Source organism: Brucella sp. TWI559 (genome assembly GCF_039674265.1).
GTDB classification, from domain to species: Bacteria; Pseudomonadota; Alphaproteobacteria; order Rhizobiales; family Rhizobiaceae; genus Brucella; species Brucella chromiisoli.
Map to the genome: position 1 here is coordinate 91,187 of NZ_JBDJNE010000013.1, position 12,657 is coordinate 103,843.

Below are 12,657 nucleotides of genomic sequence, written 5' to 3' on the forward strand. Positions count from 1 at the left end.
CCTTGGGCGAAAAAAGCCCGGATGCAACCGCAACCGGGCCTTCATTGGTTGTTATGCGGAAAGCTTACCCAAAGCCTTCAATTCATGCAGTGCAGCCGCATCGCGTGCCGAGACGTCCGGGAATTCCGGGTCGGAGCCGACATCGGTGGTGTAACGCCATGACCGGGCACATTTCTCGCCTTGCGCACGAACCGGAACAACAGCAACCCCCTTAACGTCATCAAGCACGAAGGCTTCAGCAGGGGCTACAGCATCGCTAACCTCGATACCACTGGTGATGCAAATCTCAGCAAAATCCAGACCTTCAAGCGAATCGGCAAGGCTCTTATCTGCGATATAGACAACAGGGGCTGCTTCCAGCGAAGAACCGATGCGCTTGTCGGCGCGTTCAAGCTCCAGAGCACCCGTTACAACACGGCGGACATTGCGAACCTTGCGCCACTTTTCTGCCAGCACATCGTCGCGCCATTCAGACGGAATTGCGCGGAACTGTTCAAGATGCACTGAAGCCGCCTGCGGATAGCGATCCAGCCATGCTTCTTCGGTCGTGAAAGGCAGCATGGGTGCAAGCCATGTGGTTACACGATCAAAGATCGCGCGCACCGTCTGGAGCGCTGCCTTGCGGCGGGCGCTCGATGGCGCATCGCAATAAAGCGCATCCTTGCGGATATCGAAATAGAAGGCCGAGAGTTCGACATTCATGAAATCGATCAGCGCGCGGGCAATACGCTTGAAATCAAACGCATCATAGCCCGAACGAACGACTTCATCGAGTTCGGCCAGACGATGCAGCATCAAACGTTCCAGCTCCGGCAGTTCAGCATGCGGCAGCGTTTCGCCTTCATCATGGGCAAGGGTGCCGAGCATCCAGCGGATGGTGTTACGCAGCTTGCGATAAGCGTCGATATTGGTCTGGATGATGTTTTTGCCCAGACGCTGATCTTCCCAGTAGTCCGTAGTCATGACCCAGAGACGCAGAATATCCGCGCCCGAATCCTTGATCACGTCCTGTGGTATCACGGTGTTGCCGAGCGACTTCGACATCTTCTTGCCGTTCTCATCCATGGTGAAACCATGAGTGACAACCGCATTGTAAGGCGCACGGCCACGCGTTCCGCAGCTTTCCAGCAGCGACGAGTGGAACCAGCCACGATGCTGATCCGATCCTTCAAGATAAACATCGGCCGGCCACTTCATATCCGGGCGATCTTCCAGCGTGAACGTGTGCGTCGAGCCCGAATCGAACCAGACGTCGAGAATGTCATGAACCTGCGTCCAGCGTTCATGTGCGCGACTACCCAGGAAGCGTTCACGCGCACCTTCGGCAAACCATGCGTCAGCGCCTTCTTCTTCAAAAGCCTCAAGAATGCGCTTATTAACGGCATCATCCTGCAGAATATTGCCTTCTTCATCCGCAAAAACGCAGATCGGCACGCCCCAGGCGCGCTGACGCGAAAGCACCCAATCCGGGCGGCCTTCGATCATGGCACGCAAACGGGTCTGACCGGCAGCAGGCACAAAGCGCGTTTCTTCAATGGCTTTGAGCGAGCGTGAGCGCAGCGTGGTTCCATCACCAAGGTTCTTGTCCATATAGACGAACCATTGCGGCGTGTTGCGGAAGATAACCGGCTTTTTCGAGCGCCATGAATGCGGATAAGAATGCTTCAGACGGCCACGTGCAAACAGCTTGTCACGCGCAATGAGCTGCTTGATGACGGATTCATTTGCGTCACCCTTCTTGCCGTTATCATCGATAACGCGTGCAGCCCCACCTTCACGATCCGGGCCAAAGCCCGGCGCATCCTTGGTGTAATAACCATCATCGCCGACCGGGAACGGGATACTCGGATCAATGCCGCGTGCTTCAAGTTCACGCGCATTGTCCATCCAGGCTTCAAAGTCTTCGCGACCATGGCTTGGTGCCGTGTGAACGAAGCCCGTACCGGCATCGTCGGTGACGTGATCACCCGAAACCAGCGGAACGACGAATTCATATCCGCCACCAAAGCCTTTGAGAGGATGGGAAAGCACGCTCTTTGCAAGCTCGTCAGCCGAGATGTCGCGCAGACGCTTGAACTCGAGCTTGGCTTTTTTGGCGCATTCTTCGGAAAGCTTATCGGCAAAGATGAGCTTTTCTCCCGGCTGAGGGCCAAAATCATTCTCAGCGGCAATGACTTCATACAGACCGTAAGCGACGCGCGAGGAGTAAGCCACCGCACGGTTTCCCGGAATGGTCCAAGGGGTTGTCGTCCAGATAACAACGGAAGTACCTGCCAGTTCGCCATCACCCGCAACCGGGAATTTCACCCAGATCATATCCGACTCGATATCGTGATATTCGACTTCAGCCTCAGCCAGTGCTGTGCGTTCGACAACCGACCACATAACCGGCTTGGAACCACGATAAAGCTGGCCGGACGCTGCAAACTTCAAAAGTTCGCCTGCAATCCGTGCTTCTGCATGGAAGTTCATGGTCGTGTATGGGTTTTCAAAATCACCGCAAATTGCAAGGCGCTTAAACTCTTCCGACTGAACCTTGATCCAGTGGCTTGCAAACTCACGGCATTCCTTGCGGAATTCGTTGATCTCAACCTCGTCTTTATTCTTGCCCTGCGCGCGGTATTTTTCTTCGATCTTCCACTCGATCGGCAGGCCATGGCAATCCCAGCCCGGCACATAATTCGAGTTGAAACCGCGCATCTGGAATGAGCGTGTGATCACATCCTTGAGGATCTTGTTGAGTGAGTGGCCGATATGGATGTTGCCGTTCGCGTATGGAGGACCATCATGCAGCACATAAAGCGGCCGGTCTTTCGCGTCTTCACGCAACTTTTTATAAAGGTTCATTTCCTCCCAGCGCTGCACCAGAAGCGGCTCGCGCGCCGGCAGGCCCGCGCGCATCGGAAACGCGGTCTGCGGAAGGTTGAGGGTTTTGGAATAATCGATCTTGTCGGTCATTTTATCGTTTGCCTGTAATCCCGCACGGCAATATGGCGGGTGAAAATGCTTGAAAACTCTGAAAGCTGCGAGGCATAGCCAGTCATTCCCGGACCTTCCTGCCATGCACTGCGCTTTGCGCAACGCCATCAAGGCTTAGAGGAAGGCCGGGCCAATAATTCGTATGGCCACAATAATATGCCGAAAATCCGTCATCATGGGCATGCTTTTAGCAATGACCTTCACAGGAATAAAGAGGCAGGGCGTAATAAACTTGCAACCCTGCCCCTGAAAAACTTTACAGATTGGCGTTGTTTGCTCAGTCGAGCGAGAAATCGAAGCGGTAAGTCGCTGCAATCCCGACCATAAACTGGTTTGCTGAGCCATGCTGCTTTACGATGCTCGAATCTTTCGCAGGCCCCTGAAGGCGACTATACTCACCAAACAGGCTCGTATCTATCTTGTCAGTTGCACGCCACGTTATGGCACCACCAACGCCAACAGATTCCCAACCGCCACCTGGACGATATTCCTTAACACCCGATGCAACAGCTTCTTCAGCACTTACACCATAATAGGTCTTGAAGTAGTCCTTGGATGCAAAAGTTGCACGCGGACCAGCCGAAACGCGGATAACAGGCGTCACATCGTAGAAAGCATCTGCGGCAACCTCGGCAACAACGCCCTTATGCGCACGGATCCCCTGACGCACTTCACCACGCAAACGCAGCCAGTCGGTCGGGTAAACGTCAACGAAACCACCGACTTCACCGCCAAACTTGGTTTCCTTGATGCCGTCAATATCGGTATCACGCTTGAACAGAAGCTTGCCCACGCCTCCCGCGCGGAAGCGATCCGTGTCGAACAGCGCAAAGGACACATTGTCATTGCGCGAAGAAAAACGCTCGGCCTCACCCTGGCGCCCAAGCGAGACCAGTGGCTGTGCGGAAAAACGATATTTGTTGGAGCCTTCAAACTTCGGCGCAATCAAACCCGCAGCCCCGACCTTAAGATACCAGTCACCGGACCAGAAATACTTGCGAGCTGGCTTTACGTCCTCACTCACATAAACATCGGTCTGCTGCATATCTGCAGCTATGGCCGACAGAGAACCTATGAACAATGCAGCGCCCGTAACAAAGGTAAGGGAAACAATACGCGTCACTTGAAACTCCGATAAACAGTTCCCAAAAAATTAGGGGTATTTGAGACTGTTTGAACGGAATATGTAAAATTTAAATTAAATCTAAAACAGAATATATAGTAGCTATTTCTAATATAGTAACAAGTTTACTGCAAGAATGACAGAAGACGATCAAGTTGAGACAATGGCTGCGCGCCTGCAAGCACGGCCCGTGCTTCTTCTTCATCATGTTTCATCTGCTTGATCAGCGGATCAAGGCCGTCAAATTTCACTTCGCCGCGCAGATAGGCAAAGAAAGACACTTCAGCCACTTCGCCATACAGATCGCCGGAAAAATCAAAGACAAAGGTCTCCAGCAATGGCTTGCCGTCGCTGGCAACGGTCGGGCGACGGCCAAAACTTGCGACACCATCATGCAATGTTCCATCCGCTCTGCGGAAACGAACTGCATAGATGCCGTGTTTGAGGCTGACATGGTCATCAATTGTCATATTGGCGGTTGGAAAGCCAAGTGTGCGCCCGAGTTTTTGACCGTGAATGACTTCGCCGCTGACCCGGTAGCGATAGCCAAGCAAACCAGCAGCCTCCGCGACTTCTCCTGCACAGAGAAGCGAACGAACGCGTGTTGAAGAAACAAGACAGCCGCCTTCGTCGCTGAAGGCATCAACAAGCGACACGCTGAAGCCTGACGATTCTCCCGCCTGTTGCAGAAATTCCGGCGTGCCGCGCCGACCTTTGCCGAAATGGAAGTCATATCCAGTGACAACACAATTGGCGTATAAACGCTCGACAAGGATATTGTGCACGAAATCTTCTGCAGAAAGCGATGCAAAATCTGCGGTAAAGGGGTGCTCGACCACAGCATCAAAACCCATAAGCCGCAAAATTTCTGCCTTTTCCACCGCATCGGTCAGGCGTTCCACAGGCTCATCCGGCTTGAAGAAGCTGCGCGGATGCGGCTCGAATGTGAGCACCAGTGCGGGCAGAGCATTTTGCTTTGCAAGTTCCAGCGCACGCTCAAGCACGGCCTGATGACCGCGATGAACACCGTCAAAATTGCCAATCGCCACCACACAATCACGCAGATGGTGCGGCAGGATATCTGTTCCTGATAGACGCTGAAAAGCAGGGTTTGTCATGGTCGAAGCAGATTCTCGAAACTGATATCAAACAAGAGCGTAAAGTGACGCAATGGGCGCATGACCATGCTTCTTCAGAAAAGCGTCCATCTTGTCGAAGTCGACAATGCCATCCGCAGCATAATCCGCGGCATGTACCCCACCGGAAATATAAAGAACATCAAGGCCGAAATTTGCAGCACCCTTCACATCGGTCAGCACACCATCGCCGATTCCGAGAATGCGCTTCCTGTCGACTGCCTGTCCGCGAATTTCTTCAACCGCCTTCGCAGCCGCTTCATAAATCGGGCGATGTGGCTTGCCTGCAATCAGTGTGCGCCCGCCAAGCTGGCCGTAATCTCTCGCCAAGGCGCCAGCACACCAGATCAGGCGCGATCCGCGCTCGACCATAATATCGGGATTGGCACAGATAAATGGCAGATTACGCGAACGCAGACGCTGTAAAAGCTCGGCATAATTGTCCGGCGTTTCCGTCTCATCATCATATAGACCCGTACAGACAACACCCGATGCTTCAAACTCTTCTACCAGCTCGACATCAAGTCCATCATAAATAACCAGCTCGCGCTCACTGCCGATATGGAAAATCTTGCGTGGTCCCTCGGTAATGAGATCACGCGTGACATCGCCAGATGTGACCACGCGATCATAGGCATCTTCCGGAACACCGAGCAGCGTCATTTGCGCAATCACACTTGGAAACGGGCGCGGTGCATTGGTCACCAGAATAACGGTCAGTCCCTTTGCACGTGCACGCTGTAAGGCTGCAACCGCCTGAGGGAAAGCGACTTCGCCATTATGCAGCACACCCCAGACATCACAGAAGATCGCGTCATATCCATCCGTCAGATCATCAAGGCGTTCAGGCAGTTTCATCTTTTTCCTCAATCTTCCTATTGTCCGGTAGGCTCAGAAACCAAATGTCGTCAAAAAAATCCACAGTGGGCTTCCTCTACAAGACACAGCCTGATCTGTCACCCGGCTTGAAGCTCTCTGCGTCCAAATGAACTGACAAATAAATCAATTGCGTTAACCAACCGAGCCGTTTGTTGAAGACAACCCCATAAATGGCGTTATTTTTCGACCTACCTTGTCAAACACCTGTATAGTCCCCACCTGTCGTACAAATCGCGTTCATGCTGTCAGCGCGTAAGAAGCAAAAATTTATTTTTTGCATTGTCAAAAAACGGCAACGATCCTTGACAAACAATAGGGGCGCTTCTATCTCAGTAGCACGTTAGCACTCACACAAGTAGAGTGCTAACAAGCGCGGATCAGCTGATCCGTTAATAGGGTTCAACGTCTATAACACCAAGGGTTATACCATGGCTGATATCAAGTTCCGCCCGCTTCATGACCGCGTCGTCGTTCGTCGCGTTGAATCGGAAGCTAAGACCGCTGGCGGGATCATCATCCCGGACACCGCTAAAGAAAAGCCACAGGAAGGCGAAATCGTCGCTGTTGGCGCTGGCGCTCGTGACGAAGCAGGCAAGCTGATCACTCTCGAAGTTAAGGCTGGCGACAAGGTTCTGTTTGGCAAGTGGTCAGGCACCGAAGTCAAGATCGGTGGCGAAGACCTGCTGATCATGAAAGAATCCGACATTCTCGGTATTGTTGGCTAACGCCTCAGGCTCGATATCGTTGGCTAATTCAGCCCAGAACGGTTTCGTTCTTACCAGAAATCAATTCACCATAATCTGACCGGGACATTTCCCAGGAGAGTAAAATGGCTGCAAAAGACGTAAAATTCGGTCGCACTGCGCGCGAAAAGATGCTGCGCGGCGTCGATATCCTCGCTGACGCTGTTAAGGTAACGCTCGGCCCTAAGGGTCGTAACGTCGTTATCGACAAGTCCTTCGGCGCTCCACGCATCACCAAGGACGGTGTATCGGTTGCCAAGGAAATCGAACTCGAAGACAAGTTCGAAAACATGGGCGCACAGATGCTGCGCGAAGTGGCTTCGAAGACCAACGACACTGCTGGTGACGGTACAACCACGGCGACCGTTCTCGGTCAGGCTATCGTTCAGGAAGGCGCAAAAGCAGTTGCTGCCGGCATGAACCCAATGGACCTGAAGCGCGGCATCGACCTCGCAGTCACTGAAGTTGTTGCAAACCTTCTCGGCAAGGCCAAGAAGATCAACACTTCGGAAGAAGTTGCTCAGGTTGGTACGATCTCCGCAAACGGCGAAGCCGAAATCGGCAAGATGATCGCTGAAGCGATGCAGAAAGTCGGCAACGAAGGCGTGATCACGGTTGAAGAGGCCAAGACCGCTGAAACCGAACTCGAAGTCGTTGAAGGCATGCAGTTCGACCGCGGCTACCTGTCGCCATACTTCGTCACCAACCCAGATAAGATGGTTGCTGACCTCGAAGACGCATATATCCTTCTGCACGAAAAGAAGCTCTCGAACCTGCAGGCTCTTCTGCCAGTTCTCGAAGCTGTTGTTCAGACCTCGAAGCCACTCGTCATCATCGCTGAAGACGTTGAAGGCGAAGCTCTTGCAACGCTCGTTGTCAACAAGCTGCGTGGCGGCCTGAAGATTGCTGCTGTTAAGGCTCCTGGCTTCGGCGATCGCCGCAAGGCAATGCTCGAAGACATCGCGATCCTCACCGGCGGTCAGGTTATCTCCGAAGACCTCGGCATCAAGCTCGAAACCGTTACGCTCGACATGCTCGGCCGTGCGAAGAAAGTTTCGATCTCGAAGGAAAACACCACGATCGTCGACGGTGCAGGCCAGAAGGCTGAAATCGACGCGCGCGTTTCGCAGATCAAGCAGCAGGTTGAAGAAACCACTTCTGACTACGACCGTGAAAAGCTTCAGGAACGTCTTGCTAAGCTTGCTGGCGGCGTTGCAGTTATCCGCGTTGGCGGTGCAACTGAAATCGAAGTTAAGGAAAAGAAGGACCGCGTTGACGACGCCCTGAATGCAACCCGCGCTGCGGTTGAAGAAGGTATCGTTGCTGGTGGTGGTACTGCTCTGCTCCGCGCTTCGACTCAGATTTCTGCCAAGGGTGCAAACCCTGACCAGGAAGCTGGTATCAACATCGTTCGTCGCGCTCTGCAGGCTCCTGCTCGTCAGATCACGACCAATGCTGGTGAAGAAGCTTCCGTGATCGTTGGCAAGATTCTTGAAAACGGCTCCGACACCTATGGCTACAACACTGCCAATGGTGAATTCGGTGACCTGATCAAGGCTGGCGTTGTTGACCCGGTTAAGGTTGTTCGCACCGCTCTGCAGAACGCAGCATCGGTTGCTGGCCTCCTGATCACCACCGAAGCCATGATTGCTGAACTGCCTAAGAAGGATGCAGCTCCTGCTGGCATGCCTGGCGGTATGGGCGGCATGGGCGGCATGGATTTCTAAGAAATCCATAAAGCACGCCCATGAGTAGAAAAGCCTGCACCGCAAAGCGGTGCGGGGAGCGGCATGGATTTCTAGGAAATCTGTAAAGCACGCCCATGGTTTAAAGCCTGCGCCGCAGAGTGGCGTGGGCAACAGATCAAAAATAGAAAGCCTCCGGTTTCGACCGGAGGTTTTTTTATGCGTATTTAAAGCGGCGATTGTGCTTCACGCATAAAATTTGACGAGCACAAAGACGTCGAAATTAGAAGAAAAGTAATATTAATGCGACTTTGCCACATCATGTAAAACTTTGTGATTTATAGAAAAATTAACTATCCCAAGCTTTAATCCCAAAGCGATAGTTATTTTAGCATTTTCTGATTTACATTCCCCGGTTTTCATGATCAATCCCTTCGGATCCGAGATGGACTTCCTGTTTGCCCCCGCACTTTGGAAGTCCTGTCTCAGGCAACAGGAAAGGCAGGCGCAAGCCTGCCTTTCCACTTAAGTTCGCTCCCCACACACATCCAGCATTAACTTGCCCTTCGATATTAGGTCGTGCACTCATAAATAGTCTAGCTATTTGAATGGATTAGTGATTCAAATGTCTCGGATTTGAAGGTCTTTGATGTCACGTCGCCGCTATGAACTTACAGAACGCGAATGGTCGATTATTGCGCCGCTGTTGCCATGCAAACCTCGTGGTGTACCCCGCGTCGATGATCGCATGGTACTCAATGGCATTCTATGGCGCTTCCGCACAGGATCGTCATGGTCTGAAATCCCTGAGCGCTAAGGACGTATTTGCATTCTCGCCATGGGTCTATCGCCAGAGAAACTTGGTCGAGCGCTTCTTTAACCGCCTCAAGCACTATCGCGGCATTGCAACACGTTACGACAAAACCCCGGCCAATTTCCTGGCTGCTGTCAAACTCATCGCTGTCCGCATTTGGTGCATCAGTTTATGAGTCTACGCCGTAGAATATGCCGAAGAGTGACAGCAGCCCGGTGATAATCTGCTGTCCGGTAGCCGGTGCCAAGTGCTTCAACGGTATCGCCATTGCTTGTGGAAATGCGGACTGGCGTATCCTCTGGATATTCAGAAGCTGATGCATCGTTTGAAGTTTCGATGAGCAGTATTTTAGAAAAGTCTGCGCCGAGAACCGGCAACGGTTCGTCATTTGGCCGCGTGAAAGTCATGCCGAAAGTCGGTGTCGACATCGGGTTCGCTCCTTTAATTTTAGGGTATGCCCCGCCACGGGCTGATTTCGGCAACAAAAAACCCGGCACAATGGCCGGGCTTGTTGAAAACTAATAGGCCGCATTATGCGGACTAGCTGTCAGTTTGTGAGTGGCAACAATCGTCGCGCAGCGCCCAGAACAAAGCGAATGCATCGCTTGAAACAGGCTGCCCACCACAAAAGAGACTTGCCACAAGCTAAATTCACCGCATCAAGCTTGACATTCCTTCTTACAAGAGTTGATGAACTCGCGAGTATTTAATTCTTAGGCATATACTGGGGGCAATATGAGCAGACCAACGGTAGTAACACTATCGACGATCCCTTCTCGATTTCATTTGATTGAACCAACACTGAAGTCGCTTCTGTCACAAAGCCTCAAGTTTCAAGAGATTCGTGTTTATATCCCGATGGAATATCGGCGGTTTACTAACTGGGATGGCGCGTTGCCCCCGGTGCCATCTGGCGTCAGTATCGTGCGATGCGACAAGGATTACGGGCCTGCTACAAAAGTTCTGCCTGCCGCACGTGATCTAAAAGACCAAAACGTCGATATCCTGTTTTGCGATGATGACAAGATTTATGATGCTGGCTGGCATAAGCGTTTCAAAGATGCTTCGGCAGAACATCCTGATGCCTGTATCGTCGAAGTCGGAGAAAGCTTTCCCGATATTTCTGACGATTGCCGCCCCACAGATCGGCTTCCGCGTGGCAGGTGGAAGAAAAAGAATTCTTCATACCGTACCAAGCGGATACTGAGCCTATTTTTATATAAGCCCAATCTTTCGACTGCCGGTTATGTAGACCAGCTCGCCGGCTTTGCCGGGGTGCTTGTACGCCCGGAATGGTTCGATGAAGCATTCTACGATATCCCGGATGTTATGTGGACTGTGGACGATCCCTGGTTGTCCGGCCATTTGGAACGTCGCGGGATCCCGATTTGGATGACCGGAAAGCGCAAGCACTTACCGGAAACCGAAGGTGCCAGTATTGATAGCTTATTGGGCTTCGTAGAAGCAGGGCATAATCGAGTGAATGCCGATTTGCTGGTTATCGATTATTTTCGCGAGAAATATGGAATATGGAAGAAAGGCGGCGAATTGAATCAAGAATCCTCGCTTCGCACCGGCCCGATGAGAGAACTTGCGCGCCGAAGGGAGCGAGAATTGCAATTGGAAAACTCGCAGCCAGCTTAAGCAAGTGCAACAGCAGATTCCCACATTATATCGATGTCTTCATGTGTTTTCGCTATATCTGGCGTACTGCCGATTAATTCAAACAACGAGTCCGTGCGTTGATCCCTTTGACGGCATCGGTGAGACAGCCGGTGCCAAGTGCTTCAACAGCATCGCCATTGCTTGTGGAAGTGCGGACTGGCGTATCCTCTGGATATTCAGAAGCTGATGCATCGTTTGAAGTTTCGGTGAGCAGTATTTTTGAAAAGTCTGCGCCGAGAACCGGCAACGGTTCGTCATTTGGCCGCGTGAAAGTCATGCCGAAAGTCGGTGTCGACATCGGGTTCGTTCCTTTAATTTTAGGGTATGCCCCGCCACAGGCTGATTTCGGCAACAAAAAAACCCGGCACTAAGGCCGGGCTTTTGGTTAGTTTATTTATTGGCTGCTTTTAGCGATGCAGCGAAAAGCTTAAGCGATATCTTTATCGCGCGGTATTGGTCCCCATTGTCCAGCCCGCGTTAAATTCACCCATGTGCCTTTTGAGTTGTGCTTTGTGCGGCGTACGAACCTTGTAGCTTCACGCCAGAGAAGCGGGAAGAATGTTGGACGGCTTTTACGTGGCCTGTTTCCTCCAATGGTGCTTTGTAGCCCAGACTGCCAACAGATAGCTGGCGTAATCTGATATATATTAAACTCGTTAAAGGGACCGTCTTCCGGATCAAAAAGGAAATGGTCAACCGGCGCGGGCGCTTTGTCCATCATCTTGATAAGGCGTTGCGCTGCTATCCGCGAAATAATGTATCCACCTGTTTGCAAATGGCGCGACAATAGGCGTGTAACTGCGTATGGCCCTTCTTTAGTAACTGGGAGTGAGATTAAAACCTCATGTCCATACGCATCAATCTTAACAAGGTCAGCTTCTGCAGGAAGCCAATGGTCGGAGGAAAGAAGACGGGCGGCACCGTTGCTCAAAGTAACATCGTCTTCAAATATAGCCGAAAAAGCTGCTTCGCTTTTAGCTGCCATTTCTATGCACTTTCGATGCGATAGGAAGCATCCAATTTCGGTTGGTCCGAGGGCGATAGGCCAATTCTTGCTAAGCTGGGTATAGGAAGCCAACTTTTCCTCTGAAAGAGCGCGCCCATCAACTGCTTCCACTCGCTCAAATGTCAGTCCATGCTTTTCGAACTGCGAAGCCATAAATTCCAGCCGATCACGACTGCGATCAAGATTGATGAGATAACAATTCATTGAAGCCCCTTTTCGTGGTCCTTGAATTAAGGGGCTTCTAATTGGTAGTCAATCATTCAAGAGCCGCTCCCAACAACCATAACGTGTCGATATGGCAAGCAGTGACGTGGCGAAACGCGCACGCGCGATCATCAGAGCAATTCACAATCGGCGGAAAGCTACGCCAGCCAGAGCGGCGGCGGCTTCGCGCGTGATCTCGATGACGAAATCCCTTTTGCGCCGGAATGGCGCGGATAAATTCCCCCGATTTTTAAACCGCAGCAGAGGAAGCCATGCAACGCATCCGGGACTCCAATACCATCATTGGCATTTTGGAAAATGGCGAGGTTGTTCCCCGCCTTTCCAAAGAATTGCTGGAAACATTTCTCGCCTTGAAAGAGCACACAGGCGACCGCCCCAAGGTGAAAGCCAAAGGGTCGGTCA

Annotated in this window: 10 protein-coding genes and 1 pseudogene; 4 read left to right on the plus strand and 7 right to left on the minus strand. The window is 52.0% G+C overall.

The window, feature by feature from the left end; genetic code table 11:
• Positions 1–51 precede the first annotated feature (51 nt).
• From ileS to ABE530_RS15235, 4 genes are all read right to left on the minus strand, one after another.
• Positions 52–2,958: an isoleucine--tRNA ligase gene (ileS, locus tag ABE530_RS15220; RefSeq protein ID WP_499695065.1), complete on the minus strand. Its 2,907-nt coding sequence runs from the start codon at positions 2,956–2,958 to the stop codon at positions 52–54.
• A 298-nt stretch (positions 2,959–3,256) separates the two neighbouring features.
• Positions 3,257–4,024 (minus strand): MipA/OmpV family protein, encoded by a 768-nt coding sequence (locus tag ABE530_RS15225; protein ID WP_499695074.1) that lies wholly within the window; start codon positions 4,022–4,024, stop codon positions 3,257–3,259.
• Between the two features lie 203 nt (positions 4,025–4,227).
• Positions 4,228–5,220, minus strand: coding sequence for a bifunctional riboflavin kinase/FAD synthetase (locus ABE530_RS15230; RefSeq protein WP_499695066.1), 993 nt, complete (start codon positions 5,218–5,220; stop codon positions 4,228–4,230).
• A 27-nt stretch (positions 5,221–5,247) separates the two neighbouring features.
• A complete protein-coding gene (locus ABE530_RS15235) occupies positions 5,248–6,096 on the minus strand; it encodes a TIGR01459 family HAD-type hydrolase (RefSeq protein WP_265986119.1) in 849 nt (282 codons plus the stop codon).
• Positions 6,097–6,545: 449 nt separating this feature from the next.
• Between ABE530_RS15235 and groES the strand changes: the two genes are divergently transcribed.
• The 3 genes and pseudogenes from groES (at position 6,546) to ABE530_RS15250 (ending at position 9,534) form a co-directional block, all read left to right on the plus strand.
• Positions 6,546–6,842, plus strand: coding sequence for a co-chaperone GroES (groES, locus tag ABE530_RS15240; RefSeq protein WP_499695067.1), 297 nt, complete (start codon positions 6,546–6,548; stop codon positions 6,840–6,842).
• Positions 6,843–6,946: 104 nt separating this feature from the next.
• The gene (gene groL, locus ABE530_RS15245) at positions 6,947–8,587 is read left to right on the plus strand and encodes a chaperonin GroEL (protein ID WP_265986118.1); all 1,641 of its coding nucleotides are present in this window, start codon (positions 6,947–6,949) and stop codon (positions 8,585–8,587) included.
• 607 nt (positions 8,588–9,194) lie between these two features.
• A pseudogene (locus ABE530_RS15250) lies at positions 9,195–9,534 on the plus strand (transposase).
• Here the strand turns inward: ABE530_RS15250 and ABE530_RS15255 are convergent.
• Positions 9,524–9,787 carry a hypothetical protein gene (locus ABE530_RS15255; RefSeq protein ID WP_499695068.1) on the minus strand — a complete coding sequence of 88 codons (264 nt, stop codon included), beginning with the start codon at positions 9,785–9,787 and terminating at the stop codon, positions 9,524–9,526. The pseudogene ABE530_RS15250 and the gene ABE530_RS15255 sit on opposite strands and share 11 nt — an antisense overlap.
• 307 nt (positions 9,788–10,094) lie before the next feature.
• Here ABE530_RS15255 and ABE530_RS15260 point away from each other — a divergent pair, with 307 nt between their 5' ends.
• Positions 10,095–11,003, plus strand: a complete 909-nt coding sequence (locus ABE530_RS15260) for a glycosyltransferase family 2 protein (protein WP_499695069.1) — start codon at positions 10,095–10,097, stop codon at positions 11,001–11,003.
• A 73-nt stretch (positions 11,004–11,076) separates the two neighbouring features.
• Here the strand turns inward: ABE530_RS15260 and ABE530_RS15265 are convergent, their stop codons facing one another.
• Both ABE530_RS15265 and ABE530_RS15270 read right to left on the minus strand, forming a co-directional pair.
• The gene (locus tag ABE530_RS15265; protein ID WP_499695070.1) at positions 11,077–11,322 is read right to left on the minus strand and encodes a hypothetical protein; all 246 of its coding nucleotides are present in this window, start codon (positions 11,320–11,322) and stop codon (positions 11,077–11,079) included.
• A 129-nt stretch (positions 11,323–11,451) separates the two neighbouring features.
• Positions 11,452–12,234, minus strand: coding sequence for a glycosyltransferase family 25 protein (locus tag ABE530_RS15270; protein ID WP_265986078.1), 783 nt, complete (start codon positions 12,232–12,234; stop codon positions 11,452–11,454).
• Positions 12,235–12,657 lie beyond the last annotated feature (423 nt).